The sequence below is a fragment of the Kitasatospora sp. NPDC030952 genome, assembly GCF_055571335.1.
This window is the reverse complement of sequence record NZ_JBVIFM010000011.1, coordinates 242,470-268,645: the sequence shown is the minus strand read 5'-3', so window position 1 is coordinate 268,645 and position 26,176 is coordinate 242,470. Positions and strand designations below refer to the sequence as shown.

Here is a 26,176-nt window from a genome sequence, read left to right as displayed (position 1 = left end):
GTTCCCCGGCAGGGCTAATACCGGCCTTGCCTCCGGCTAGGGCGTGCCTGTCCGACTCGGAGCTTCCGCCCGTACGTCCGGGTGGTCGGTCTTAGCCCCGACTTAGCGGCCGTTCCGAGAATCGACCTCCACAGGCTGGGAGACCGGCGCCCAGGGACGGTGGAGGAATCGCAATGCCGCACCGCGCGAGATGGCGCATCGCCCCCGCAGCTCTGCTCCGCTGGTGGCAGGGGGTCGGCGACCTGGCGTACCTGATGGGCTGGGCTTCCCCGCCCCACGACTACCGTCCGGGCGCCGCACCCGTACCCGACGCCGACGGAGCCGCCCCGCACCCCGCCTCGCCCCCGGCCCTGCCGCCCGGCCACCCCGAACGCCTCGCCACCGACCGCATGAGCCCCCTCGAACGCCGCCTCTGGGAAGAACTCGTCCTCCGCTTCCCCCGCTGATTCCGCCGCCGGCTCCCGGCGGCCCCCGGCGGCCCCTCACACCCGCCCCACCCGTCCCAGGCCGGGTAAAATCCCTCGTCACTTCCGTCTCGACGCCGTACCGTGGTCCGGTCGATGATCTTGGCGCGGGAAGGGCGGGCACACGGCATGCAGCAGTACCAGGGGTGGGTCGACGAAGGCTACGGCACCGTCGCGGACACCTTCGCCGGCAACTTCGCCGAGTTCCCCGAACTCGGCGCCGCCGTCACGGTGTTCGTCGGCGGCCGCAAGGTGGTCGAGCTGTGGGGCGGCACCGCCGACGAACGGACCGGCCGGGCCTGGGCGCAGGACACCGTCGTCCCCGTCTTCTCCTGCGCCAAGGGCGCGGTCAGCATCAGCGCCCTGCTCCTCGCCCAGCAGGGCCGGCTGGACCTGGACGCCCCGATCGCCCGCTACTGGCCCGAGTTCGCGCGCCACGGCAAGCAGGGGATCACCACCCGGATGGTCCTCGGCCACCGGGCGGGGATCCCCGTCCTGGACGCCTCGCCCTCCTTCGAGGAGATCGCCGCATGGACCCCGGTGATCCGCGCGATCGAGCAGCAGCAGCCGCTCTGGGAGCCGGGAACCACCTACGAGTACCACGGCCATGTGCTCGGCTTCGCGGTCGGCGAGGTGATCCGCCGGGTCACCGGACTGACCCCGGGCGCGTTCCTGCGCAAGGAGATCACCGAGCCGCTCGGCGGCCTGCCGCTGTGGATCGGTCTGCCGGATAGCGAACTCCCGCGCCTGGCCCGGCTGGTGGAGGCCGACGGGCGCCGCCCGATGCCCGGCCCGGAGCACCTGCTCACCCGGATCGTCACCATGAACGGCGCCCTGGTCTTCCCCGGCCTGGACGTGCCGCACGGCTGGAACGACCCGGCCCTGCACGCGATCGAGCTGCCCGGCGCGGGCGCCGTCGCCTCCGCCACCGGACTGGCCGGCCTGTACGCGGCCGCGGCCACCGGGCTGGACGGCGGGCCCCGGCTGCTCTCGCCGGACACCGTGACCGACGCGCTGCGCGAACTCTCCTCCGGCCAGGGCTTCCTGGGCTTCGACATGGGCGCCCGCTGGGGCTCCGGCCTGCTGCTCGACTCCCCCGCGTTCCGCCCGCTGCTCGGCGCGCGCAGCTTCGGCAACGACGGCGCGGGCGGCCAGTTCGCCTTCGGGGACGACGAGTTCGGCGTCGGCTTCGCCTACGTGGCGAACCGGATGATCGGCCACGGCGACGCCCGGGCCAACCGGTTGATCGAGGCGGTGCGCGGGTGCCTGTAGCGCTGACCTTCCCGGGCCTGCTCGCGGCTCTCGCCGTCAGCGGCGGGTACGGCGACCTGCGGTACGACGCCTCACTGCCCGAACTCGCCGCCCGCTACGGCGATCCGTGGGACGCCGGACGCATCCACAAGCAGTCGCGCTGGCCGCACGCCTTCGGCTGGGGCGACGCCTGGACGGTGTTCTGCCGCTGCCGCCGGCTCCGCTCGTTCTCCCTGCCCACCTGGCACGGCGAGCTGGAACTACCGCAGCCCTACGGCGAGTTGGACACCATCGACACCAGAGTCAGCGAGTCCCGGCTGACCGCCGAGCTGACCGCCGCCGGCTGCTCCTGGGAGACGGTGACGTACGAGAACATTCCCGGCCAGCGGACCCTGGAGGTCGCGCCGGCCGAGGAGGTCCGGGTCGGCTTCGTCCTGGTCGACCGGCTCGCCGACGACGAACCACCGCTGGACGACTGGCTGTTGCACAAGGTCGGGCTCTGGGGCTACGACCACCCCGACTGCCCCGAGCCCGACCCCGCCCTGCCCGACGACGGCTGGGGAGCGTCCGAGCGCTGAACCGGCGACGAACGCAGAACGGGCGACGAACCCTGAACCGGAGACGAACCCTGAACCGGAGACGAACCCTGAACCGGAGACGAATCCTGAACCGGTGACGGACCGTTCCCTCCCCTGTGCGGAACGGACCGCCACCGGCCCCGGGTCACTTCGCCAGGAAGTCGTAGACCGCCTGCCGCCCGGCCGGATCGGCCGCCCGGGTCTGCACCGAGTGCGCCGCGCCCGGGACGATCACGATCTGCGGGTCATGGGTCGACTTCGCCTGCTGGTAGAGCCATTCGTACGGGGTGGAGAGGTCCCGGTCGCCGCCGAGCAGCAGCACCGGCACATTGGGCAGCTTGCGGTGCTCCGGCGGCGTCGGCGGCACCTGCTCGCGCGGCCAGTCCAGGCAGACCAGCAGGGAGCCCAGCCCGGTCGCGGTCGCCGGGTCGTACGGCCAGGTCTGCTCGGCGGTGAGGTCCTGCCGGGCCTCCTCCAGGGCGGCCGCCCGGCCGTCGACCGGGGTGTCCGAGGTGCCCCACGGGTAGTGCCCGTCGGCGCACAGGGTGGCGGCGTGCAAGCCCTGGCTGAGCAGTTGGGCCGGCGCGGCGTCGTCCTTGTGCACCTGGTCGATGAAGGCCTGGAGCTTCTGCGGGTTCCCGCCGGCCGCTGCGTGCAGGGCTTCCGGCACCCCGCCGTAGTTGGGGTCGGCGAACTCGTAGCTGGTGAGCGCGTCCAGGATCTGCGCGCCGTCGCCGTACTTCCGCACGGTGGCGGCGAGGTCGGCGGCCGGGTCGGTGGTGCAGCCGGTGGCCTGGCAGGCCGTGCGCAGCACCCGGGCGGTGGCGGGCAGCGCGACCAGGTCCATCGGGTCGTAGCCGCCCTGCGGCACGACCGAGTCGAGTACCAGCCGGTCCACGTGCGCCGGGTGGGCGAGGGCGTAGCGCTCGGCGACGAAGGTGCCGTAGGAGACGCCGTCGAGGGTCAGCCGGCGGTCGCCGAGGGCCTGGCGCAGCAGGTCGATGTCGCCGACGGTGTCCGCGCTGCTGTAGTAGCGGGCGTTCGGGCCGAGGGCGGTGGCGCAGTCGGCGATGGACTGCTTGCGGGGCAGGGCGAGGTCGGAGGAGCCCATGTCCTCCTGGAGGCCGGGGCACTGGAGCGCCCGCTGGCCGGTGCCGCGCTGGTCGTACATGACCAGCCGGTAGTCCTTGAGGACGGGCTCCAGCTTGCTCGCGATCCGGCGGATCAGCGGCACGCCGGGCTGGCCGGGGCCGCCGGCCAGGAACAGCAGGTCGCCCTTGGGGGCGTCGGCGTTGCCGCTCATCGCCACGTCGAGTTGGAGGGTGCCGGGGGTGGCGCCGCTGTGGTCGAGCGGCACGGTGAGGGTGCCGCAGGTGAACTCGGGTGCGCCTTGGCAGGGCGCCTGCCCGGTGATCCCGCCGCCGTGCCGCTGGGGGTCGGCCGGCGCCGCGACGGCCGGGCCGGCCAGTGTGGTGCCGGCGACCACCGCGACGGCGCCCAGCAGGGCGGCGACGCGGCCTCGCTTGCTCGTCATGTTCGTCGGGGTTCCTTCCGCTCGCGCCGCGTCCGTGCTGACGCGGTCACGGGAGAAGCCTGCGCCGGGCTGTCTTCGATGGCGAGCATTCGTGTCAGGATTCGACCAGCGTCGAAGGGTTGACGACCGGAAGGCCGACAAACCCGACCGTTCCGGCAGGCCGGCAGAGGGGTGGACGGCATGATCCGACTCACGATCGACTCGACCGGGCTCTCCCGCACCCGGTTCGTCGTCTCGCCGTTGCACGAGGCGGTCAACACCCTCATGGCCTCCGGCCTCAACTCCCGTACCGGCCCGTACGCCTGGGTCGGCCGGACCCGCCGGGTGCTGCGCCGGGAGAAGCTGGAGCTGCTGTCCGGGCTGGCGCTGGAGCAGTCGGGCGGCTACATCCCCGACTTCCTCTCCCCCCACCCGACCGGCCCCGAGCCGGCGGTGGCGGAGCAGCTGGAGGCCGTCCGCCGCACCCCGCCCGAGCGGGTGCGGGCCGAACTGGACACCGCGCTCCACGGCCTGGCAGCAGCGAACCTGACGGGCCGCCAGTTGTCCGACGTGGTGCTGCGCACGCTGGAGCGCGGCCCGCGCTACTTCGCCGACCGGGTGGCGGACGAGCTGGGCCGCTACTGGGAGGCGGCGCTCGCCCCGCACTGGCCGGACGCCCGGGCGGTGCTGGACGCCGAGATCGACCGGCGCGGCCGCTTCCTCGCCCGGCACGGCTCCGGCCCGCTGTTCAACTCCCTGGCGCCGCAGCTCTCCTGGGCGAACGGGCTGATCCGACTGGAGAGCCGGTTCGAGGTGTGCCTGCCGGCCCGCATGGTGCTGCTGATGCCGACGCTGGTGAGCCAGGAGATCCACGTGATCCTCGATCCGGTCGACGGCGTGGACCGGGCACCGACCCTGATGTACCCCATCACACCGCCTGTGCCCGCGCCCCGGGCTCCCGCGCCCGCCCTGGCCCAGCTGGTCGGGCCGACCCGGGCGGACCTGCTGGCCGCGCTGGTCGACCCGGCGACCACCGCCGCCCTGGCCGCCCGGCACTTCCTCAGCGCCGGAACGGTCTCGTACCACTTGGGAGTGCTGCACCGCTCGGGCCTGGTCAGCCGGGTGCGCAGCGGGCGGGAGGTGCTGTACCGGCGGACGCCGCGCGGGGAGGAGCTGGTGACGGCGCGCTGAGGAGCGCACGACGACAGGCGCATGAGCGGGCGCGTGCTCCCGATTTCGCGCCCCTCAGGCCCGGTTCACACCAACGCGCGCGGGAGCACCACCCGCACCCATTCCTCCGGCTGTGACAGGTGCGGAGCGTGACCGGCGCCCCTGTACACGTGCCGTTCCGCCGTCGGCATGGCGAGGTCGATGATGTCCAGCACGTGCCCGAACATCGGCGGACTGTCATCACTCTGGGTAAGCAGGACCGGTTCGGTGAAGCGGGACAGCGCGGTCAGGTCCAGATCCAGGGCGTCCGGGTCCCGCAGCTCGTCCAGGTAGGTCGGGGCGTTGCGGATGAAGGTGTGCCGCACCGGCGCGGGCAACTGCGCCCACGCCCCCGGACCGAAGGCGACCGTCTCCACGAACAGCTCCGCCGCCGCGGCCGACTCGGCCTGCTCCAGCAGCTCCCGGACGGCGGCGATCCGGCCCGCGAGCGCGGTGCCGACCGGCCGCAGCTCCGGCTCGGTGAGCAGCAGACTCGTACCGGGCGGCTCGTGGGCGGCGATGCCTCGGAGCAGGTCGGGGCGGGCGGCGGCGAGCCGCAACGCGATCAGCGAGCCGTACGAGTTCCCGCAGACGAAGGCCGGCGCGAGGCCGAGCCCCTGGATCAGCCCGGCCAGGTCGGCCGCGTCCTCGTACACCGAACCCTGCGTGAGCGGGTCCTCGCTGCGGCTGTGGCCCCGGCGGTCGTAGGCGACGACGGTGGTGGACTCGGCCAGGCCCGGCATCACCCGGGCCCAGGAGTCCGCGTCGCTCCACGAGCCGTGCACCAGGACGACTCCGGGGCCTTCGCCTTGGGCCTCGTAATGCAGCCCGACCCCGTTCACCCTGATCTCGGCCATCACGGGCCTCCCGATGTCGGCGGTGCTCCCTCACCAGCCTGACACAGGCCCTTCGACCACAGCGAGTGGACCGCCTTCGTCCAGGCCATCGAAGCCCGCGACCCCCGATTCACCGCCTGACTACGCACCCGGCCCGGCCCGTTCACCAACGGGCCGGGCCACTCGCAGTCGACCGCCGGACAGACCTGCTCATTCCTCGCCAGAGGATTCGGACATCTCCTCCGCCGCGTCCCGCAGCTGCGGCGTCAGCACACGATGCCCGCGGAGCGCCCCTGCGCCACCGGGCTTCGACATCGGGAACCTCTCGCAGAACTCGTCCACCGAGTCCGGGCGGGCTGTTCGCCGCCTCCACCCCGGGCCGCTACCTCGGCGGGCCACTACCTCGGCGGAGCGCCCGCCGAGCCGGATGTGCGGCACGCCCGACGGCCGCACATCCGGTGTGACATCAACCTGGGGGCGACCAGTCCTGGTCCGCGCAGGTCAGCCACCGGTCGGTGGCCGTGCGTGCCTGGTCCGCCTGTTCCGGGGTCACGACGCCCTCGGCGTCCGGCGCCCGGTCGAGAAGCTCCCGGACCATCCTCATCTGGTCCGCGCTGACGGCCCAGCGCAGCCAGGTGGAGGAGCCGTCCTCGTGCCAGTCCATGATGTTCAGGGTGTGCCGAACGCTCATCGTGTCCTCCCGCGTGTCGGCCCGGGCGGGCCCGGGCTCGCCTGGCTCCGGCCCAGGGCGGGCCCGGGCCGACCGTCACCCTGCGATGCGGACGCGTTCGGCCTGCGGTCCCTTCTGGCCCTGGACGACGTCGAACTCGACCTTCTGGCCTTCCACCAGTTCGCGGAAGCCCGAGCTGTCGATGTTCGAGTAGTGCACGAACACGTCCGGACCACCGCCGTCCTGCTCGATGAACCCGAAGCCCTTCTCGGCGTTGAACCACTTGACTGTCCCAGTAGCCATAACCCCTCCTGGGGAACGAGGCTGCGCTTCGCCAGGTCCGACGAAGCCGGTGCCGGAAGACTCGCCGACAAGAACCGACGTGGACACTCATGCGGCAAAGAGCGGCTACCGGTTCAACCGTAGAGCCGGTACGCAAGCCTGTCCTGCGGAGGACAAGGAGGCCGGCGGAGCCCCCGAACACGCGGATTCCTCCCCGCACACCCCGGCCGTCCCCGGGCCCGCGCGACACGGAGCCCAGGCCCTGCCGGGGTTCCGTACGGCCAACTGCGCTCCCGGCCCGGCCCGTTCACCCCGTTCACCAACGGTCCGGGCCACTCCGTCAGCTGATGCCGCGGACCGGCGGCTCGTCCCTGGTGCCGTCCTCGGCGACCACCGTGAACTCCTCCCGGCCCGCCGCCGAGAGGTCCACCGGGTAGAGCGAGGCGGTGTCGTTGACGTCCAGCTCGCGGCTGCGCCGGCCGGTCGCCGCGTCGATCCGGGTCAGCTTGTCGCGGGTCATCGCCCACACCGACGTCCCGTCGACCAGCACGCCCGTCACCTGGTCGTCCAGGCCCGTCGTCCACCGCTTGGTGCCGTCCGCGAGGGAGTACGCGACCAGCCGGCCGGTGGCGGTGCGGCTCGGGTGCGGACCGCCGCTGATGCTGACGTCGCCCTGCCGCTCCCCGGGCACGATGAACAGGTCCCCGACCACCACCCCGCCGAGCAGCGGCCGGGCGGTGAACTCGTCGAAGGCGTGGACGCCGCCCAGCATCACGTCCAGGTCGTACTCGTCACCGGAGACCGGTATGGCGGCGCGCTGGCGGCCCGCCCGGTCGAAGCTGAGCACCGCGTGGGTGCCACGCTCGGCCTGGGCGTCGACCCAGACCGCGAGCGGGTCGACGGAGACCACCATGAAGTTCTTGAGCCCGCCCTCGGCCGGCACGGAAGCCCGCGTCCGCCCCTGCCCGTCCCCGGGCGCCAGGGTGCGCACGACACCCGTCCCGTCGCCGCACTCCGCGGCCGTCACCACGTCCTGGCCCCCGCCCGCGACCTCGATCGGTGTGCACCCGGCGTCGGGCGCGCTGCGCCACAGCTCCCGGCCGTCGGTCAGCCGGACGGCGCGCCAGCCGTCGGTGCCCTGCAGCACCGCCTGGGCGCCCGCGACCGCGACGAGGTCGGAGTCCGCGCTGTCGCCGTCCCGGGCGGGCGCGGCCACGGTGGCGGTCCAGCCCTGCTTGCCGTCCGCGAGGTCCAGCGACGTCACCGCCGCGCAGGGCTTGCCGTGCGGGGAGTGCCCGAGCAGGCCGATGCCGCCCGCGCCGATCCCCCGGCTCATCGTGCACACCGTGTCCTCGCCGGGCGGCGCCCAGCGCCAGGCGACCGCCCCGCCCCCGCGGCGGTAGGCCACCACCTCGTCCGGGCGGACCCGCACCACCAGGTCACCGCTGGTCCAGCTGCCGACCGCGCGGACCGTGGACGGCTGGTCCGGCGCCGCCTTCCAGGAGTCGTTGAGGCCGTCCCCGGCGAAGCAGAGGAAGATCGCCAGCCCGAGCAGGGTGCCGACGGCCGCCGCGGGGAGCCCGCGCCGGGGGTGGATCAGCGCCCAGACGAAGCCCGCGCCGCAGGGCAGCATCCCGAGGATGCTGAGGGCGCCCATCACCCCGAGGCTGTCGCCGCCGAACCCATTGGCCGGGCCGAACAGCACCGCCAGGCCGAGGCTCGCGAACATGGCCCCCAGGACTCCGCCGGAGACCACCATCCAGGTCTCCCCGTCCCTGGCGATCCTGGCGCGCCACCTCATCCTCAGCCGGACGCCGCTGTCCTCGGGCCGCTCGGCCATGCCGGTTTCTCCCCTGCGAAGCGCCGCCCACCACAATCGGGCGGCGATCATCGGATCGTCGCAGAGCAGAGCAAGATCCTGAACAAAGAGCAGGAAAAACCCCTTCCGCCCCTGCACATGGGAGGTCACACCGGCGCGATCGGGACGATTCCCGCCCCCGGCCCCGGTGCCCGGGCACAGCCTCGGAGGGGTCGGCCGGACTGGCGCCCCGGGGCGTCAGTCCGTCGCGGAAACCGGCCGGTCCGGTACGAACTCGACGTACTCGAAGACCGCCCCGCCGGGGTGCCGGGCGGTGGCGTTGCGCCCGGTCGGCACCTCGTTGGGGCCGTCCAGCAGCTCCCCGCCCCGGCTCCGCAGCAGTTCCCCGAGGCCGTCCAGGTCGTCGACCAGCAGGGTGCTCTGCACCCGACGGAACGGCGCCCGCGCCTCCTCCGTCCCCGCGACGACCAGCAGGCCGCCGATCCGCGCGACCTCCACCCCGGCGTGCGGGAAGCGCAACCCCTCGCGCTCGCCGGTGAGTTCGCGCAGGGTGGGCAGCGCCTCGTCCAGATCGTCCACGTACACCCGGGCCAGCGTCGCCAGCACCTTCATCCTCCGACCTCCCTCTCCGCACGGCCCCCGCCCTCGGCGGCCGGGGTCGCCCCCTGAACAATTCGACTTTCCCGAACTGTCGAATCGTCATACTAGGCAGCGCACCGGGCCCGCCACCAGAGCCGGCCGCAGCCCACCCGAGGAATCCGATGCGGACTCTGCCCCAGCCCCACCCCGACGACTTCGACCTCGCCACCGTCCTGCACGCCCTCGGCGACCCGGTCCGCCTGGAGCTCGTCCGCCGCCTCGCCGAGGACGGCGAGACCACCTGCAGCCCCGAGGGGATGACCGTCCCGCGCTCGACCCTCTCCAACCACTGGCGGCTGCTCCGCGAAGCCGGCGTGGTCGCCGTCCGCACCAGCGGCAAGACCCGCCTGGTCACCCTCCGCCGGACCGAGCTCGACACCCGCCTCCCGGGCCTGCTCGGCGCCGTCCTGGCGGAGCTGGCCGCGGACCGCAGCGGGTGACCAACCGCCCGCTCCCCGGGGTAGGTTGAAACGGGCCCGAGCGCGGGCACCGGATCGCGGGAAGGGGCGGGGGATGCAGCCGGGCGAGGTACTCGACGGTCGGTACGAACTGGTCGAGCAGATCGGCGAGGGCGCCTTCGGCGCGGTCTGGAAGGCCCGTGACGCACGCATCCAACGCCTCGTCGCCGTCAAGGTGCTGCTCCCCGGCGGCAGCGGATCCCCCAAGGACGCGGCCCGGTTCGCCCGCGAGGTGGCCACGGCCGGCGCGCTCAGCCACCCCTCGATCGTCACCGTGCACGACTTCGGGCAGCACCGGACCGCCGACCGCCCGCTGTTCTTCCTGGTCATGGAGCTGCTCGACGGCGCCCCGCTCAGCCGCCACCTGGCCGACGGCGTACCGGAGTTGGAGCGCTCGCTGGCCTGGGCGGAGCAGATCGCCCGGGCCCTGGCCACCGCGCACCGGGCCGGGGTCGTCCACCGGGACGTCAAGCCGGCCAACGTGATGATCCAGTCCAGCGGCGCGGTCAAGGTGGTCGACTTCGGCATCGCCCGCACCGGCCACGCCGACGACGGCGTCACCAGCACCAACGTGATCGTCGGCACCCCCGCCTACATGGCCCCCGAACGCTTCGAGAACCGCAATCTGGACGCCCGCTCCGACCTCTACGCCTTCGGCTGCCTGCTGTACGAACTCCTCACCGGCCGGCCGCCGTTCCGCGGCACCCTGTACGAGCTGATCCGCCAGCACGCCGAGGCCCGGCCGGCCGCCCCCGGGGAGCTCCGGCCACCCGTGCCGCCGGAGCTCGACGCCCTCGTCCTGGACCTGCTCGCCAAGGACCCGGCCCGCCGCCCGGCCGACGCCGACGAGGTCGCCGAACGGCTGCTCCGGATCGCCGGGGCCGTCGGTGCCGTCGGAATCGCCGGAGCCGTCGGGGGAGCCGGGGCCGTCGGGGTCGGGGGAACCGCGCCGGCCGGGGCCTCCGGGGCGCACATCCAGCGGCCCACCGTCCTCGACGCCCTCGCCGCCCACGCCGCCGCCGAGCAGGACCCGTACGTCCTGGCCCGCCGCGAGGAGGCGGACACGCTGCTCGCCCGGGCCCGCGAGGAGGTCACCCTGCTCCGGAAGCAGTTCGAGGCCGAGGCGGCCCTCCTCCGTCGCCAGGCCGAGCAGGACGTGAACAACATCCGGACCCTCACCGAGTCCGCGGCGCAGCAGATCATCGCGGACGCCCGCGCCCGCGGCGAGCAGCTCGAACGCGAGTCCGCCGCCCGGGCCGCCGCCAGCCTCAGGCAGCTCAGCGAGACCGAGCAGCGCAACGACCTGCTGAGCCGCCAGGCCGACAAGCTGCGCGGCGACGCCGAGCAGTTGCGGCGCAGCGTGGACAACGCCCGCCGACAGGCCTCGGACTTCCTGGCCGACGCGGTCGCCAAGGCCGGTCTCGGCCCGACGCCGGAACCCCGGTCGCAGTCGGTCGAGCCGCCCCGGTCGCAGTCGATCGAGCCGCCCGCGCAGCGGCGGAAGCTCCCGAGCGTGCAGGAGCTGCTCTCGGGCCGCGCCCGGGCGGGCCAGCGGAACGCACAGGGCCCGGAGGACGGGCAGGGGCGCCGCCGGTAGGCCAACTCGCGCTGGTGCGTGAGCAGTTGGGGTGGTAGCAAGCTTGGCCCGTCGCGGCACCACCCTCCCGCGCTCGCCCGACCGGGTGAGCATCCACCCCCAACCGTTCGCACACACCCGACGGCTCGTTCTGCTGTACATGACCCCCGTGCTCTCCACAGCTTCCGCACGCCCCGAACACAGCACGACCCCGAGGCCGTCGTGGCGGTGATCGGCCGGGCCACGGCGGCGGCGCTCTCCCTCGCGATCCTGCTGGTACCGGCGGCCGTCACCCCCGGCGAACAGCGGACACCCGCGGTCGGGGCCGGGTGGTGGGAGGTCTCCGCGAACGCCGCCAACGTCCGGATCGACCACTTCGGCGGCGACACCGTGACCGGGCTGGCCCGTTCCGGCGACCGGGTCGAGGTCGTGGACACCTGGACCTCCCCGCTCGGCGCCCGCTGGGCGAAGGTGCTGGTCACCCGCACCCGCGTCACCGGCTGGGTGCTGTGGGCCCTCCTGACGCACCGTGACCCGCCGCCGGAACCGTAGAATCCGTGTGTCCGGCCCGGCGCCGCCGTGGCCCGACCGCCCCCGTCAGTTTCCGACCGCCCCCGTCAGTTTCCAACCGTCCTCGTCAGTTTCCAACCGCCCCTGACCGTCGCCGACAGTCGTCGACAGGTTCCGACCGTCCCCGACAGTCCCCAGAGCTCCCCAGGAGGACCGGCGTGTTCCGAGCCCAGCGCCCGCGCACCGCACAGCTCACCCCGCGGGAGGGCGACGGCCCGGTCTCCGGCGTCGCCCTGCTGCTGCCCGGCGGGTTCCTCCGCAGCCGGCGCGGACCGCTACGGATCGCCGAACTGGGACTCCAGGGGCTCGCCACCGAACTCACCGGACGCGGCCGCCCCCACGGCCTCGCGGTGCACCTGCTGCGCTACCGCTACAGCGGCTGGAACGGCGCCGACGCCGACACCGCGGTCGACACCCGGTGGGCGCTCGACGAGCTCGCCCGCCGCTACCCGGGCGCACCGGTGGTGCTGATCGGCAACTCGCTCGGCGGGCGGGCGGCGTTCTGGTGCGCGGGGCACCCGAGCGTGGCCGGGGTGGCCGGGATCGCCCCCTGGCTGCCCACCGGCGACCGGGTCGACCAGCTCGCCGGACGACGGGTGCTGATCGTGCACGGCACCGCCGACCGCAGCGCGGCCAACGCCGCCCAGTCCCTGGAGTACGCGCTGCGCGCCCGGCAGGTGGTGCCCGAGCTCGCGCGCTACGAGGTGCCCGGGGGCAGCCACTACCTGGTCCGGCAGAGCGCCGACATCAACGCGCTGACCACGGACTTCGCGCTGGCGACGGTGGGCGCCGAGAGCGCCTCGCTGGCGACCGGGACGGTCTGCAGCCGGCTGCCGGCCCGGGCGTAGCCGGAGCTCCGACCGGGGCTCCGGCAGAAGTCGGTCGGGGGCCGGGAGGGGCCCGAACTCCCGTGCCTGAACGCCCATGCCTGAACTCCCGTGCCGGCCCTGCCGATCGGCAGGGCCGGCCGCCGAACTCGGTGATCGCTTTATGCCGATCGGCACATGTGGGGAGGGGGTGTCGGCGACCAGTCTTGGAGTCACCGAGACGGCGGCCGCCGGGGCCGCCGCGGAAGGAGTCTCCACCGTGTCCCGTACCGCCCGTACCGCCCGCGCCCGCACTGCCCGCGCCGCTGTGGCCGCCCTCGCGGGGCTCGCCCTCATGGCGCTCGGCGCCCCGGGCCCGGCGGGTGCGGCCACCACCGCCACCGCCCGGGTCAGCGGCTCCGGCCGGATCCACTACGCCCCCCGACCCGACGACGAGATCCGGTTCACCATCGACGCCGAGGGCGCACCCAACAGTCACCCGCTCCCCGGCCTCCCCGGCGGCCTGCCCACCGACGCCCGGGGCACGGTCCACTTCTCCCACCGGGTGGCCGGCACGGGCGAGTACCGCCAGGCCGACGCCACCGTCGACTGCCTCGCCACCGGCGGCCCCGTCGCCACCCTGACCGCCGTGATCACCAAGTCCGACGCCCTGCCGGTGGGCGAGCGAATAGGCCTGAGCATCTACGACGCCCACGGTCACGGCCGGGACCGCCTCGGCTTCTCCTGGGGCGTCGGCAACACGGACGTCGACAAGGACGGCAAGCTCTACCAGCCCGTCGTCGGCACCTGCATGGCGCTGGCCCCCTTCACCCCCGTCACCAGCGGCGGCTTCACCGTCCACTCCGTCGAGCTGCCCACCCCGTCCACCTCCTGAGCCGGCCCGAACACCTGCTGTGCTGCTGCCCGGTGTCATCCTCGGCTCCACAGCCGAACCCGGCCGACACCTCACCGCCTCCACCTCACTCCCCCCGCCACCAGGCCCTCGCAACTGACTTGACGTCACCAGCCGTCCTTCCAAGGCTGTTCACCGAAAGGACCACCCGACCCACCGCCCTCGGAGACCACATGCCCGTCGCCAAACGCAGCGCCCTCGCCCTCGCCGCCCTGATCCTCGCCGCCACACCCACGGTCGCCCTGGCCGACGGCGGGGCACCCACCGGCGGCCCCGACCGGACCGCCCTGGACACCGCCATAGCCACCCGACCAGGGGATCCCGCCGCAGGCGTGGTCGCCCGGGTGACGGTCGACGGCCGCACCTGGCGCGGGACGGACGAGGACCCGGTGAGCGGGCAGCCGGTCGCACCGAACGCCGCCTTCCGGATCGGCAGCATCAACAAGACCTTCGTGGCCGCCGTGGTGCTCCAGCTCGCCGCCGAGCAACGGGTCGACCTGGACGGCACCGTCCAGCAGTACCTGCCCGGGACGCTGCCCGACGGGTCCGGCGGCAGTCCGGCCTACCAGCCGATCACCGTCCGCCAACTCCTGGACCACACCAGCGGACTGCCCCCGGTCGTGGAGGGCCCGGAACACATCAAGGACAACGACGACCAGATCGCCCGACGCTTCGGGCTGGAGACCTTCGACGAGGTCGTCCAGCGCACCCTGCGGCCCACGGACGGGCCCTGGCCCGGGCCGGCCTTCGCGCCGGGCACCGAACAGCAGTACAACAACGTCAACTACCGCCTCGCCGGCCTGCTCGTCGAACGCGTGACGGGCCACTCGCTCCAGCAGGAGGTCACCACCCGCATCCTCGACCCGCTCCACCTGCGGCACACCGAACTGACCGAGGGCGCGCCCCAGATGCCCGACCCCCACCTGACCGGCTACTTCCCCGACAACGCCCGGATTCCGACCGACGTCTCCGAACAGGGCGGCAACCCCGAGTCGATGGTCTCCACCCCCGCCGACCTGGACCGCTTCCTGCAAGCCCTGCTCGACGGCGAACTCCTGCCCCCACAGCAGCTGCACGACCTGCTCACCCTGCCGCGCGACACCTCCGGACGACTGCTGCCCTACCACGACTCCGGCGACTGCCAGTTGGGGCCGGACAAGGGCAGGGCCTGCTACAGCGCCGGGCTACTGGCCCTCCCGCTGCAGGACGGCACCGTGCTGTGGGGCAAGACGGGACACGACCTCGGCTACTCGGGCGGCTTCTTCGCGACCCCGGACCTGCGCAAGCGGCTGGTCTACTCTGTCGGTGCCAGCGGTATCACCCCGGCCCCGGCACTGCGCCTGGCGGCCACCGTCTTCGGCCCGTTCGCCCGCTGACACCGCGCTCCGTTGACGCCGGACTCCACTGACGCCGGGCTTCCGCTGCGACCGGACTCCCGCCGAGCGCCGAGCACAAGCCCTCGCGCCCAGCGCTCAACGCCCAGCATCCAGCGCTCAACGCCCAGCATCCAGCGCTCAACGCGCAGCGCTCAACGCCCGGCCGCGGCCTCGCGCCACCGGCCGGGCGACTCCCCGGCCAGCCGGCGGAAGAAGGCGGCGAAGTTGGCGGCATCGTCGAAGCCGACCCGCTCCGCGCAGCGGGTCAGCGGCAGGTCCGTGTGCGCCAGCAGCCGCTTGGCCTCCAGCAGGATGCGCTCGTCCAGCAGGCGCTTCGCCCCGAGCCCGCTGGCCGCACGGCTCGCCCTGGTCAAGGTCCGTACCGTGTAGCCGAGTTCGCGGGCATAGTCGGCGACGTGGTGCCGCCCGGCGAAGCCCTCCTCGACCGCCGCACGGTACCGCTGGAAGACCTCCCGGTCGCCGCCCGCCGCCGATGGCGGTACCGGCTCGGGCGGGCCCACCCGGAGCAGCAGCGCCGCCAGCAGGTGCCCGAGCAACGCCCTGGACGAGGCCTCTCCCCGGGCCACCGCCACGGCATGCTCGCGCTCCAGGTGCTCGACCCCGGCCAGCACCAACTCCCAGACATCTCGCTCCACTTGCCAACAGGAGCGCCCGAAGGTCGCCGCCTCCAGCCCCACCCCGGCCAGCACCTCCTGCTCGAACAGGACCAACGGTCCGTCCACCCCGTCGACGTCCGCCCACCGGTGCACCACACCCGGGCGGATCCACACCGCACTCCGTTCCCCCAGCGGGTGGTCGACGAAGTCCGCCACCTGCCGGCCACGGCCCGAACGCACCAGCGCCAGGACGTGGAAGTCCGGCCGCTGCGGCCGTTCCCGGCGCCGCCCCGGGTCCATCCGTCGCAACCGCTCGAAGCTCAGCAGCTCCACCCCGAAGCCCGCCGACTCGACCGCCGGGCTGTAACGCACCTGCCGGATTCCGGGCAGCTGTCCGTTTTCCACCATCGCCGCACACCTTTCGACCGGGCCTTGACCCTGCTCACGACCGTAGCCTCAAGGAAGGCCCATCCCAGGAGATGACCATGCCGCCGGAATCCACCAGCCTCACCAGCCTCACCACCCACACACCCGCCCACACACCCACTCCCACTCCCACCCCCGCTCCCGCACTCACCCCCGTCCCCGTCGACGGCGGCACCCTCCACGTCCAGCGCCAGGGACGTGGCGGACCAGTCCTGGTCCTCGCCCACTACTGGGGCGGCTCGGCCCGCACCTGGGACGCGTTCGTCCACCGGCTGCCGCCCGCGCGCGCCACCGTCCGCTACGACCAACGCGGTTGGGGCCGGTCCCGGGCGCTGCCCGGCCCGTACCACCTGGAACAGCTCGCCGAGGACCTCCTCACCGTCACCCGCCGGCTACGCCTGGAGCAGTTCGTCCTGGTCGGCCACTCCATGGGCGGGAAGGTGTGCCAACTCGCCGCGGCTCGACGGCCGACGGGCCTGGCCGGGCTCGTCCTGGTCGCCCCGGCCCCACCACGACCGGCCCCCACCGCGACCCTCGACCAGCGCCAGGCCCTCGCCCGCGCCTACGACTCGCCCCGGTCGGTGGGACACGCCCTCGACCACGTCCTGACCGCCGCCCCGCTGCCACCCGTGGTCCGCGCCGCCGCCGTCCGGGACAGCCTGGCCGCCGACACCCCGGCCCGTGAGGAATGGCCACTGCACGGCCTCGCCGCCGACATCACTGCCGCCTGCGCCCGGATCGAGGTGCCCACCCTGGTCCTGACGGGCCGCCACGACCAGGTCGAACCGGCGGAGCTGCTCCGCACCCACCTGCTCCCCCACCTCCCCCAGGCCCGCCTCAGCACCGTCCCGGACGCCGGCCACCTCCTCCCACTGGAGGCCCCGGCCGCGCTCGCCGCAGCCGTCGAGTCCTTCACGGCCGCCCTCCCCACCCCGGCGAGCCGCCCCTGACCCGACCCCCCGGCCCCGCCCCGCCCCGCCGACCTCACCGACCCACCGACCCCACCGACCCACCGACCCCACCGACCCACCCGCGGAATCGCATTGGCGGTCCGCCACCCCTCCTGCCTATCGTCGGGGCATGACCACCCGAACCTTCCGCATCATGGTGCGCGGCGTCTTCGACGCCCTCAGCGACGAGCAGCGCGCCGAACTCCTCGCCGCAGCACCCGAGCACGACGTCCTGCACGCCGCCTTCACCCGTGAGGGCCACCTCAGCTACGACCTCGCCGCCCGGGCCGCCTTCACCTTCCGCTTCCTGGACGAGGGCGAGGCCGAGGAGGACATCCTGGAGGCCACCGAGCGAGCCGAGCAGGCAGCGCGGTCCTGGCTGACCGGGCGCGGCTACGGCTACAAGAACCTCCGCTCCCAGGCCGAGGACCTCTCCCAGGCGCCCCTCGGCAAGCGGCAGCGCCGCGCTGCCAACGCCGGCTGACCGACCCCCCTCCCCCGCCACCTCCTTGACGGCTCCGCCCATGGCTATACTTGAGCAGTCAAGGAGGTGGCAATGACAAGCCCGACGAACCCCGATCCCGACGCCGCCCACGGCGCCGACACCACCCTCAGCCCGGACGCAGCCCCCACCCCCCGCCCCGACCCGCTCGACACCGCCCTGCGCCTGGTCCGCGCCCAGGCCGCCGTGGTCAAGCGCTTCGACGCGAGCCTCAGCGGCCTGCACGGCGTGAGCCTGTCCGACTTCACCCTGCTGCTGCACCTCGCCCAGGCCCCCGGCGGACGGATGCGCCGGGTCGACCTCGCCGAGGCCCTCGGCCTGACCGCCTCCGGCGTCACCCGCGGTCTCGCCCCGCTGGAGCGGATCGGCCTGGTCGCCCGCGAGGCCGCCGCCCGCGACGCCCGGGTCGCCTACGCCGCCCTCACCCCGACCGGCCGCGAACGGCTCGCCGAGATGCTGCACACCGCCCGACAGGTCGCCGCCGAGCACTTCGCCCCCGCCCAGTGGAGCAGCGGTGACCTCACCCAGCTGTCCACCCTGCTCACCCGCCTCGGCGGCACCGCCCCCGAGCACCGGCACATCCCGAGGCCCTGACCAGGACCGCGACCCGAGGCGGTGACCAAGCCCGAGGCAGAGGCCGAGGCCGAGGCCGGACCCCCACCCAGCCAGCCACCCGGCCACCCCACGCCCTAGGCTGAACCAGAACCACCCACCCCGTCCGAACGGCCCGCACCACCCGTACCACCCGCACCACAGCGCAACCCCCCGCGAAGGGCCCCACCATGACCCGCACTCCCGACCCGACGCCCGACCCGTCGCCCCACCGGGAGCCCGCCCTCGCCGAGGCCCAACGCGCGCACTGGCAGCGGACGTACCACGCCCACCCCGGGATGTACGGCGAGCAGCCGTCCGCCCCCGCCGCGTACGCCGCCCGGGCCTTCGCCGCCGCCGGCGCCCACCAGGTGCTCGAACTCGGCGCCGGCCACGGCCGCGACGCCCTCCACTTCGCCCGTACCGGATTCACCGTGCTGGCCACCGACTTCAGCCCGACCGGCCTGGAGCAGCTGCGCACCGCCGCCGCCGAGCAGGGCCTGGCCGAGCGGGTGCGCACCGCCGTGCACGACGTCCGCGACCCGCTGCCCCTCCCGGACGCCTCCGTCGACGCGGTGTTCGCCCACATGCTGCTCTGCATGGCGCTCGGCACCGAGGAGATCGCGACGCTGGTCGCCGAGGTCCGCCGGGTCCTGCGCCCGGGCGGCACCTTCGTCTACACCGTCCGCCACACCGGCGACGCCCACTTCGGCGCCGGCACCGGCCACGGGGACGACATCTGGGAGCACGGCGGCTTCGCCGTCCACTTCTTCCCCCGCGAGCTGGTGGACCGGCTCGCCGAGGGCTGGCACCTGACCGAGGTCCACCCCTTCGAGGAGGGCGAACTGCCCCGCCGCCTCTGGCGCATCACCCAGGAGACCCCCCGATGACCACCCCCGACGACGCCGCCACCACCAACGCCACCGCCGCCGCCACCGAAGTCAGCGCCTCAGCCGACCTCACCGTCGACGGCACCGGCCTGCTCTGCGTCCAGCTCCTGCTCCGCCTGCGCGCGCAGATCGCCCACCTCCCGGCCGGTGCCGTGGTCCACATCCAGACCACCGACCCCGCCGCCCCGCTCGACCTGCCCGCCTGGTGCCACCTGACCGGTCACGAGTACCTCGGCCCGGTCCCGTCCCCCGCCCCGGACCGCGAGGTCTACGCCCTGCGCCTCACCTCGGCCCCCGTCCAGACCCGCCCCGACCGCCCCTGGCACCCCACCACCACCGCCACCACCCCCACCACCGCCACCACCACCACCACCACCGACTAGGCGCACGAGGCCCCGTCCGAGCGGAAATCCCCGCGCGTCCACCCCTCCCCCCGGGTGAGACTGCCCCCGTGCCCACCACAGCCCGCACAGCCCCCGCCCCGGACGCCCCGCGCGCCAACCAGCTCCTCGGCCACCCGCCCGACGCCCGCCTCCTGCTCCTCAACTGCGACGACCTCGGCCTGGACGAGTCCGTCAACCTCGCCGTCGTCGAGGCCGTCCAGCAGGGCATCGCGGCGTCCTGCAGCCTGATGACGCCCTGCCACGCCGCCCCGCACGCGCTCCGGCTCCTGCGCCGCCACCCGGAGATCTCCTTCGGCATCCATCTCACCCTGGTCTGCGAGGCGCCGCACCTGCGCTGGGGCCCGCTGGCCGCCCGCGACCAGGTGTCCTCCCTGCTCGCCCCGGACGGCGAGCTGTACACCCCCACCCCGGCCGGCCGCGCCGCACTCGCCGCCAGGGCCCGACTCGACCACGTGGAGCGCGAGTTCCGCGCCCAGATCGACGCGGTCGAGGCCAGCGGCAGCGGCCTCAGTCCGACCCACCTGGACTTCCACTGCCTCGCCGACGGCGGCCGTGACGACATCCTCGACCTCACCCTCGCCCTCGGCGCCGAGTACGGCCTGGCGGTACGGGTCTGGCTGCCGCCCGCGCTGGCCCGGCTGCGCGAGCGCGGCCTGCCGGTGGTCGACCACGGCTTCCTCGACAGCTTCGCCGTCCCGTTGGACGACAAGCCCGCCCACTACGCCCGACTGCTCGCCGCCCTCCCGCCGGGCCTGACCGAGTGGGCCGTCCATCCGAGCCTCGCCACCGGCCCCCACCCCCACGTCCCCCCGCACCGCGACCAGGCCGACGACGGCTGGCGCGTGCGCCGCTCCGACTACGAGTTCCTGGTCTCCCCCGAGGCCCGACGACTGCTCACCGACCACGGCATCACCGTGCTCGACTACCGTCCGCTGCAGGAAGCCTGGCAAGCCGCCCGAGGACGGGTCACGCTGTAGGGCCCTCGCCCGCCCGGTGTGCCACGATGAGGCGAAAACGTAACGGTCCGGCACCACAGGGAGGTTGACCACCATGGATCCGATCCTCAGTTGCCGATGGCTGGACCAGCGCGGCGAATGGGAGCTGGCGATCCGCCACAACGGCACCGACTGGGAGCTGTTGGCGGCCGCACCGTACTGGTCGGAGTCGCTCCCGTTCGCCGACCCGGACGAGGTCCGCCGGTTCGCCCAGGCCCTGCTCGACCTGCCCGCCGAACCCGAGCCGTACGAGTTCGAGTGGCAGCTCTCCCGCACGGACGTCACCGACACGGGCACCGGGAGGCAGCACGACCTCTACGCGACCCTCACGGTAGGGCTGGACCCCCTGGACGACCACCGCCCGTACCTCGCCTACCAGTCGTACCACCACCTGAGCCACAGCACCGCCCTGGGCATGGAGGTGATCTGCGAGGACCCGCCGGTCGACCACCTCCGCGCCCAGGCCCACGCCTTCCTCACCAACTGCCCCGGCCCGCCGCGCCGGTGGCCGTGACGGCCACCCGCCCACTCAGCCGGCGGCCCGCACCGCCCGTGCCGCCCAGTCCAGCGCCGCCACCGAACTCTGCGGCGACGCCCACCCGTTGACCACCGCCAGCAGCTCCAGGTACCGCTCCCGCCGCGGGTCCGCCATCGCCGTGAGCCGCTCCACCAGCCGGGCCCGCAGCGGGTCCGTCACCCCCGCCGCACCCACCAGCCCCGCGTACCGCTCCAGCAGCACGGCGACCACCCGCGCCGCCTCCCCCGAACCCGACACCGACTCCGGCCCCGACACCGACACCGACTCCGGCGCCGACACCGACCCCGACGCCGACACCGACACCGACCCCGACTCCGGCGCCACCCCCGCCGCCACCAGCGGACCGGCCAACTCCCGTACCAGCACCGCCAGTCCGGGCCGGGGCACCGACCCCTCGCCGCCCTCCGCAGCCTCGCCCTCCGCCAGCCCGCGCATCAGCGCCCGGAACCCGGCGTCCCCGGCCAGCTGCGCCAACTCCACCCAGGCCTCGATCTGTTCGGCCGACGGATCCTCCGGCAGCTCCGGCGTCAACGACCGCGCGACCCCGTCGAACCGACCGCCCCGAACCTCCGCCACACCCGAACTCCCCGAGTCCCCCGAACTCCCCGAGCCCACCGAACGCCCAGAACGCCCAGAACGCCCAGAACCCACCGACCCGAACACCTCGGCCAGGAACTCCCCGACCAAGCGCCCCCGTTCACCCTCCGTCAACTGCGCCAACTGGTGCACGAGCGTCAACTCCTCTGCGGTAGCCCCGCGCACGGCCACCGCCCGCAGCACCGCCTGCCGCAGCCGCAGCACCCGGATCCGCGCCTCCAGTGCCGCAGCGTGCGCCGCAGCGACCTCGGCCAGCGCACGCTCCCGCCCCAGCACCTGCCGGACCTCCGGCAGCCCGAGCCCGAGTTCCCGCAGGGTACGCACCAGATCCAGGCGGGCGACGGCGTCCGCGCCGTACCGCCGATGGCCGGCCGGGTTGCGGTCGGCCGGCGACACGATCCCCTGGTCCGAGTAGAACCGGACGGTCTTCACCGTCAGCCCGGTCCGTCGGGCCAGCTCACCGATGGTGAGGAACGAGGGGAGCGCATCGCCGTTCATGCCCACCACCCTGCCGCCTCCCCCTACGGGAGGTGCAAGCCGCCGGCCGGGCCGGGCCCTCCCGCCCGGATCCGACCGAACGCGGTCCGAGCGGGAGGGCCCACGCCTCAGGCGGTCCGCCGCAGCAGCGCCAGGTACATCGCGTCCGTCCCGTGCAGGTGCGGCCACAGCTGCACGTCCGGCCCGTCGCCGAGCGCCGGGACGCCGGGCAGCAGCGGCCGCGCGTCGATCCACTCGACCCGGCCACCCTCCCCGCGCAGCACGTCGTCGACGACCGCCCGGGTCTCCGCGAGGTGCGGCGAGCAGGTCGCGTAGCCGACCACCCCGCCGATCCGGGTGGCCTCGATCGCCGAGCGCAGCAGGTCCCGCTGGAGCGGGCCGAAGGCGGCGACGTCGGCCGGCCGGCGGCGCCAGCGCGCCTCCGGGCGGCGGCGCAGCGCGCCCAGACCGGAGCACGGCACGTCGACCAGGACGCGGTCGAAGCCGCCGGAGCGCCAGGCGGGGCGGGTCCCGTCGGCCGCGATCACCGTGTACGGCCCGGGGTTGCCCTCCAGGGCCCGCGCCACCAGCCGGGCCCGGTGCGGCTGCTTCTCGCTGGCGACCAACCCGGCGCCCCGCTCCGCGGCGAGCGCGCCGAGCAGTGCGGCCTTGCCGCCGGGGCCGGCACAGCCGTCCAGCCAGAGCCGGTCGGGGCCCTCCAGCGGCGCGGCGGCCAGCGCCAGCGCGACCAGCTGGCTGCCCTCGTCCTGCACACCGGCCCGGTTCTCCCGGACGGCGTCCAGCGCGCCCGGGTCTCCGCCCTCGGCGAGCCGCAGCGCGAACGGGGACCAGCGCCCGGGCTGGGCCTCCGGCAGCACGTCGGCCAGTTCACCGACGGTGGCCCGGCCGGGCCGGGCGACCAGGGTGACCTCGGGCCGCTCGTTGTCGGCCCGCAGCAGTTCCTCGATCGCGGTGCGCCCGGAGGCGTCCGGCTGCCAGCGGCCGAGCGAGTCCCAGAGCGCGGAGACCACCCAGCGCGGGTGCGAGTGCACGACCGCCAGGTGGTCCTCGGCGTCCTTGTCGTACGAGGGCGCGACCCGCTCGATCCAGGCGTCCAGGTCGTGCGCGCTGATCCGGCGCAGCACGGCGTTGACGAACTTGGCCTTGCCGTCGCCGAGTACCACCCGGGCCAGCTCGACGGTCGCCGAGACGGCCGCGTGGCTGGGGATGCGGGTGGTGAGCAGCTGGTGGGCGCCGAGCGAGAGCACGTCGAGGACCGGCGGGTCGACCTTGCTCAGCGGCCGGTCGATGCAGGCCGCGATGACCGCGTCGTAGGTGCCCTGCAGCCGCAGGGTGCCGTAGACGAGTTCGGTGGCGAGGGCGGCGTCGCGCCGGTCCATGCCCTTCTGCTCCGCCTCGCGGAGCAGGGAGGGCAGGATCAGGTTGGCGTACGCGTCCCGCTCGTCGACGGCGCGCAGCGCCCGGAACGCTACGATCCGGGCCGGGTCCTTCTTGGGACGGCGGTGCGGGCGGGGCGCCCGCTTGGCGCCGGACGTGCCGGACGTGCCGGGGGTACTGGGGGTGCTCACAGAAACCTCAAAGTGCTGCGATGGTTATCGGAAGATCTAGAACGAACTGAACGAACCGACCAAACCGAACGGCTCGCACGGCTCGAACGAACAGTAACGCCAAACCCGACGGTCAGCCCTCGGAGCCGTCCCCCCGGGCCCCGAACCGCTCCCCCGCCTCCAGCCGCGCCCCGCGAGCCCAGTCGGCCGCCCGCATCTCCTTCTTCCCCTGCGGCCGCACCTCCCCCAGCTCGATGTCGTGCGACCCGGTCCCGACCCGCACGCTGTTCTTGCCCGCCATCGCGACCTCGCCCGGCGCCAGCTCGGCCGACTCCGGCAGCAGCTTGACCGGCCCGGTGACCTTCAGCCGCTCGCCCCGGAACTCCGTCCACGCGCCCGGTGCCGGCGCGCAGCCACGCACCACCCGGTCGATCCGAAGTGCCGGGTGGCTCCAGTCGATCCGGGCGTCCTCGACAGTGATCTTCGGCGCGAGCGTGACGCCCTCGGCCGGCTGCGGCACGGCGTGCAGCGAGCCGTCCGCGATGCCGTCCATGGTGGCGGCGAGCAGCCGGGCGCCGGAGAACGACAGCCGGGTGAGCAGTTCACCGCTGGTGTCGGCCGGGCGGATCTCCTCGGTGATCACGCCGTAGACCGGGCCGGAGTCCAGGCCCTGCTCGATCAGGAAGGTGGAGGCGCCGGTCACCTCGTCACCGGCCAGCACCGAGTGCTGGACCGGGGCCGCACCGCGCCAGGCGGGCAGCAGCGAGAAGTGCAGGTTGACCCAGCCGTGCTTGGGGATCTCCAGGGTGCCGGGCCGCAGCAGCGCGCCGTAGGCGACCACCGGGCAGCAGTCGGGGGCGAGTTCGGTGAGCCGGGCGACGAAGTCCGGGTCGCTGGGCTTCGCCGGCTTGAGGACCTCGATCCCGGCCTCCTCGGCGCGCTGGGCGACGGGGCTGGCGACCAGCTTGCGCCCGCGCCCGGCGGGGGCGTCGGGGCGGGTGACCACCGCGACGACCTCGTGCCGGTCGGAGGCGATCAGCGCGTCCAGGGCGGGAACGGCGACCTCGGGGGTGCCGGCGAAGACGAGACGCATCAAGTGCCTTTCTGCATACGGAAATCGAGGAACGGACTCAGCGCGCCGAGCCGAAGGTGCTGTGCGGCGAGACCTTGACGACGGGCGCCGGTCCGGTGCCCCAGTCGGTCTCCCGGATGGCCTTCAGCGCGGCCTTGCGCTGCTCCCGGTCGAGCCGGTCGATGAAGATGATGCCGTCCAGGTGGTCGGTCTCGTGCTGGATGCACCGGGCGAGCAGCTGGGTGCCCTCCAGCGTGACCGGGTCGCCGTACATGTTGAAGCCCTTGGCCACCACGCCGTACGCGCGCCTGGTGTCGTAGCGCAGTCCGGGCAGCGACAGGCAGCCCTCCGGGCCCTCCTGCTCGTCCTCGCTGAGCGACAGGTCCGGGTTGATCAGGTGCCCGGTGACGCCGTCCACGTGGTACGTGAACACCCGTAGCGAGACGCCGAGTTGGGGCGCGGCCAGGCCGGCGCCGGGGGCGTCGAGCATGGTGTCGGTGAGATCGGAGACCAGGTTGCGCAGTTCCTTGTCGAAGGTGGTCACCGGCTGGGCGGTGGCCCGCAGGACGGGGTCTCCGAAGAGACGGATCGGCTGGATCGCCACGGGGTACGGGCTCCTGTCCGGGGTGGGCGCGGGCTACGGGCAACGGCTGGTTCCCCGCAAGTCTATGCAACCCGCCCGGGCGCCCCGACGGGCCGTCCGCGGACGCCCGCATCTGCTACTGGCATATCCCGAACCTGCCGAGCCGCGTTACCCCGGCCCCCGCTTCGGCGTTGGTCAAGAGAGATTGACCGGGGCCGGGCGCACGGGACACCGCGCCCCGGCCGAGCTGAACCGTACGGAAGGTGGCACGTAGGCCATGGCTGAGCAGATCAACCACGACGCCCGGGCACGGGCGAGCCTGCACCTGCTGGTGCGGGACATCGAGCGGGTGAGGCGCCAGGTCGACGCGCTGCGGACGCTCACCGCCCAGCTGGGCAACGTCTACCGACCGCGCCGTCCGAGCACCTCGGCCGGCTTCGTGGTGTACGGACGGGCGCCGGCACCGACGGTGCGCCTGGCGCAGGAGCTGCGGGAGAGCGTGGAGACCCTGGTGGCGGCGGCGGTCGAGTTCGACCGGGCGCTGGGCTTCTCCTGGGACTCGGTGGGCTCCGCCCTCGGGGTCACCAAGCAGGCGGTGCACCGCCGCTACGGCATGCGCCGCCCGACCAGCGAACTCCTCGCCGCCAGCGGCGCCGTCCCGGGCCCCACCCGCCCGGACCGCTCCGAGGAGCTCCCCGCCCCCACCGAACGCGGCGGCCTGGCCGCCACCGTCCCCGCGGCCCGCCAGGGCGGCCTCGACCGCTCCAGCCTGGAGCGCAACGCCCTCGAACGCACCGCCCACGACCGCAACACCCTTGAGCGCTCCCCGATCGACCGCACCCCCATCGACCGCACCCCGATCGACCGCACCCCGATCGACCGCACCCCCATCGACCGCGACCGCACCCCCGCCGAACGCCCCCAGACCGGCATCCCCCTCCGCGGCTGACCACCCCCGCCACACCCGGGCCGCCCGGGGCGGGGTGGCCCACTCACCCCGCCCCAC

Annotated in this window: 29 protein-coding genes; 18 read left to right on the top strand and 11 right to left on the bottom strand. The window is 74.2% G+C overall.

Annotation, left to right across the window (positions count from 1 at the left end):
• Window positions 1-173 precede the first annotated feature (173 nt).
• From ACZ47G_RS21340 to ACZ47G_RS21330, 3 genes are all read left to right on the top strand, one after another.
• The gene (locus ACZ47G_RS21340; RefSeq protein ID WP_465744815.1) at window positions 174-446 is read left to right on the top strand and encodes a hypothetical protein; all 273 of its coding nucleotides are present in this window, start codon (window positions 174-176) and stop codon (window positions 444-446) included.
• A gap of 147 nt (window positions 447-593) precedes the next feature.
• Window positions 594-1,736, top strand: coding sequence for a serine hydrolase domain-containing protein (locus ACZ47G_RS21335; protein ID WP_465744813.1), 1,143 nt, complete (start codon window positions 594-596; stop codon window positions 1,734-1,736).
• Entirely contained in the window at window positions 1,727-2,293 is a 567-nt protein-coding gene (locus ACZ47G_RS21330) for a hypothetical protein (RefSeq protein WP_465744811.1), read from the top strand. Before ACZ47G_RS21335 ends, ACZ47G_RS21330 begins: the two co-directional genes overlap by 10 nt.
• Before the next feature lie 145 nt (window positions 2,294-2,438).
• Here ACZ47G_RS21330 and ACZ47G_RS21325 read toward each other — a convergent pair whose 3' ends face one another.
• Complete coding sequence (locus ACZ47G_RS21325; protein WP_465744809.1) at window positions 2,439-3,827, bottom strand: alpha/beta fold hydrolase; 1,389 nt, start codon at window positions 3,825-3,827, stop codon at window positions 2,439-2,441.
• Window positions 3,828-4,007: 180 nt separating this feature from the next.
• On the opposite strand from ACZ47G_RS21325, the gene ACZ47G_RS21320 reads away from it, so the two are divergent.
• A complete protein-coding gene (locus tag ACZ47G_RS21320) occupies window positions 4,008-4,997 on the top strand; it encodes an ArsR/SmtB family transcription factor (RefSeq protein ID WP_465744807.1) in 990 nt (329 codons plus the stop codon).
• A 65-nt stretch (window positions 4,998-5,062) separates the two neighbouring features.
• Here ACZ47G_RS21320 and ACZ47G_RS21315 read toward each other — a convergent pair whose 3' ends face one another.
• From ACZ47G_RS21315 to ACZ47G_RS21295, 5 genes are all read right to left on the bottom strand, one after another.
• A complete protein-coding gene (locus ACZ47G_RS21315; protein WP_465744805.1) occupies window positions 5,063-5,872 on the bottom strand; it encodes an alpha/beta fold hydrolase in 810 nt (269 codons plus the stop codon).
• Between the two features lie 445 nt (window positions 5,873-6,317).
• Window positions 6,318-6,542: a hypothetical protein gene (locus tag ACZ47G_RS21310; RefSeq protein ID WP_380458539.1), complete on the bottom strand. Its 225-nt coding sequence runs from the start codon at window positions 6,540-6,542 to the stop codon at window positions 6,318-6,320.
• 75 nt (window positions 6,543-6,617) lie between these two features.
• On the bottom strand, window positions 6,618-6,824 hold the full coding sequence (locus ACZ47G_RS21305) for a cold-shock protein (RefSeq protein ID WP_380458541.1): 207 nt from the start codon (window positions 6,822-6,824) through the stop codon (window positions 6,618-6,620).
• Window positions 6,825-7,143: 319 nt separating this feature from the next.
• Window positions 7,144-8,643 (bottom strand): outer membrane protein assembly factor BamB family protein, encoded by a 1,500-nt coding sequence (locus ACZ47G_RS21300; protein WP_465744802.1) that lies wholly within the window; start codon window positions 8,641-8,643, stop codon window positions 7,144-7,146.
• A gap of 216 nt (window positions 8,644-8,859) precedes the next feature.
• A complete protein-coding gene (locus tag ACZ47G_RS21295) occupies window positions 8,860-9,234 on the bottom strand; it encodes a VOC family protein (protein ID WP_465744800.1) in 375 nt (124 codons plus the stop codon).
• 149 nt (window positions 9,235-9,383) lie between these two features.
• Here ACZ47G_RS21295 and ACZ47G_RS21290 point away from each other — a divergent pair, with 149 nt between their 5' ends.
• The 6 genes from ACZ47G_RS21290 to ACZ47G_RS21265 all read left to right on the top strand — a co-directional run bounded on the left by ACZ47G_RS21290 (window position 9,384) and on the right by ACZ47G_RS21265 (window position 14,960).
• Window positions 9,384-9,701 (top strand): ArsR/SmtB family transcription factor, encoded by a 318-nt coding sequence (locus ACZ47G_RS21290; protein WP_380458547.1) that lies wholly within the window; start codon window positions 9,384-9,386, stop codon window positions 9,699-9,701.
• 73 nt (window positions 9,702-9,774) lie between these two features.
• A complete protein-coding gene (locus tag ACZ47G_RS21285; RefSeq protein ID WP_465744797.1) occupies window positions 9,775-11,316 on the top strand; it encodes a serine/threonine-protein kinase in 1,542 nt (513 codons plus the stop codon).
• Window positions 11,317-11,517: 201 nt separating this feature from the next.
• Window positions 11,518-11,847 carry a hypothetical protein gene (locus tag ACZ47G_RS21280; protein ID WP_465744795.1) on the top strand — a complete coding sequence of 110 codons (330 nt, stop codon included), beginning with the start codon at window positions 11,518-11,520 and terminating at the stop codon, window positions 11,845-11,847.
• Between the two features lie 176 nt (window positions 11,848-12,023).
• The gene (locus tag ACZ47G_RS21275; RefSeq protein ID WP_465744793.1) at window positions 12,024-12,713 is read left to right on the top strand and encodes an alpha/beta hydrolase; all 690 of its coding nucleotides are present in this window, start codon (window positions 12,024-12,026) and stop codon (window positions 12,711-12,713) included.
• A gap of 238 nt (window positions 12,714-12,951) precedes the next feature.
• Window positions 12,952-13,566 (top strand): hypothetical protein, encoded by a 615-nt coding sequence (locus tag ACZ47G_RS21270; protein ID WP_465744791.1) that lies wholly within the window; start codon window positions 12,952-12,954, stop codon window positions 13,564-13,566.
• Window positions 13,567-13,757: 191 nt separating this feature from the next.
• Window positions 13,758-14,960 carry a serine hydrolase domain-containing protein gene (locus ACZ47G_RS21265; RefSeq protein WP_465744789.1) on the top strand — a complete coding sequence of 401 codons (1,203 nt, stop codon included), beginning with the start codon at window positions 13,758-13,760 and terminating at the stop codon, window positions 14,958-14,960.
• Window positions 14,961-15,112: 152 nt separating this feature from the next.
• On the opposite strand, the gene ACZ47G_RS21260 is transcribed toward ACZ47G_RS21265, so the two are convergent.
• Window positions 15,113-15,985: a helix-turn-helix transcriptional regulator gene (locus ACZ47G_RS21260; RefSeq protein WP_465744787.1), complete on the bottom strand. Its 873-nt coding sequence runs from the start codon at window positions 15,983-15,985 to the stop codon at window positions 15,113-15,115.
• A gap of 77 nt (window positions 15,986-16,062) precedes the next feature.
• On the opposite strand from ACZ47G_RS21260, the gene ACZ47G_RS21255 reads away from it, so the two are divergent.
• From ACZ47G_RS21255 to ACZ47G_RS21225, 7 genes are all read left to right on the top strand, one after another.
• The gene (locus ACZ47G_RS21255) at window positions 16,063-16,953 is read left to right on the top strand and encodes an alpha/beta fold hydrolase (RefSeq protein ID WP_465744785.1); all 891 of its coding nucleotides are present in this window, start codon (window positions 16,063-16,065) and stop codon (window positions 16,951-16,953) included.
• A gap of 130 nt (window positions 16,954-17,083) precedes the next feature.
• Window positions 17,084-17,437, top strand: coding sequence for a DUF6204 family protein (locus ACZ47G_RS21250; RefSeq protein ID WP_380458600.1), 354 nt, complete (start codon window positions 17,084-17,086; stop codon window positions 17,435-17,437).
• 72 nt (window positions 17,438-17,509) lie between these two features.
• Entirely contained in the window at window positions 17,510-18,049 is a 540-nt protein-coding gene (locus ACZ47G_RS21245; protein WP_465744782.1) for a MarR family winged helix-turn-helix transcriptional regulator, read from the top strand.
• 188 nt (window positions 18,050-18,237) lie between these two features.
• Entirely contained in the window at window positions 18,238-18,936 is a 699-nt protein-coding gene (locus tag ACZ47G_RS21240) for a class I SAM-dependent methyltransferase (RefSeq protein WP_465744780.1), read from the top strand.
• Window positions 18,933-19,319 (top strand): sulfurtransferase TusA family protein, encoded by a 387-nt coding sequence (locus ACZ47G_RS21235; RefSeq protein WP_465744778.1) that lies wholly within the window; start codon window positions 18,933-18,935, stop codon window positions 19,317-19,319. The genes ACZ47G_RS21240 and ACZ47G_RS21235 overlap by 4 nt, the downstream gene beginning before the upstream one ends.
• Window positions 19,320-19,387: 68 nt before the next feature.
• Window positions 19,388-20,317: a ChbG/HpnK family deacetylase gene (locus tag ACZ47G_RS21230; RefSeq protein WP_465744776.1), complete on the top strand. Its 930-nt coding sequence runs from the start codon at window positions 19,388-19,390 to the stop codon at window positions 20,315-20,317.
• A 73-nt stretch (window positions 20,318-20,390) separates the two neighbouring features.
• A complete protein-coding gene (locus ACZ47G_RS21225; RefSeq protein WP_465744774.1) occupies window positions 20,391-20,849 on the top strand; it encodes a hypothetical protein in 459 nt (152 codons plus the stop codon).
• A 15-nt stretch (window positions 20,850-20,864) separates the two neighbouring features.
• Here the strand turns inward: ACZ47G_RS21225 and ACZ47G_RS21220 are convergent, their stop codons facing one another.
• From ACZ47G_RS21220 to def, 4 genes are all read right to left on the bottom strand, one after another.
• Complete coding sequence (locus ACZ47G_RS21220; RefSeq protein WP_465744772.1) at window positions 20,865-21,968, bottom strand: MerR family transcriptional regulator; 1,104 nt, start codon at window positions 21,966-21,968, stop codon at window positions 20,865-20,867.
• 107 nt (window positions 21,969-22,075) lie between these two features.
• Window positions 22,076-23,536 carry an RsmB/NOP family class I SAM-dependent RNA methyltransferase gene (locus tag ACZ47G_RS21215; protein WP_380458565.1) on the bottom strand — a complete coding sequence of 487 codons (1,461 nt, stop codon included), beginning with the start codon at window positions 23,534-23,536 and terminating at the stop codon, window positions 22,076-22,078.
• 112 nt (window positions 23,537-23,648) lie between these two features.
• On the bottom strand, window positions 23,649-24,608 hold the full coding sequence (gene fmt, locus ACZ47G_RS21210) for a methionyl-tRNA formyltransferase (RefSeq protein WP_465744769.1): 960 nt from the start codon (window positions 24,606-24,608) through the stop codon (window positions 23,649-23,651).
• Between the two features lie 37 nt (window positions 24,609-24,645).
• On the bottom strand, window positions 24,646-25,191 hold the full coding sequence (def, locus tag ACZ47G_RS21205) for a peptide deformylase (protein WP_380458569.1): 546 nt from the start codon (window positions 25,189-25,191) through the stop codon (window positions 24,646-24,648).
• A 256-nt stretch (window positions 25,192-25,447) separates the two neighbouring features.
• Here def and ACZ47G_RS21200 point away from each other — a divergent pair, with 256 nt between their 5' ends.
• Window positions 25,448-26,119 carry a hypothetical protein gene (locus ACZ47G_RS21200; protein WP_465744767.1) on the top strand — a complete coding sequence of 224 codons (672 nt, stop codon included), beginning with the start codon at window positions 25,448-25,450 and terminating at the stop codon, window positions 26,117-26,119.
• Window positions 26,120-26,176: the final 57 nt, after the last annotated feature.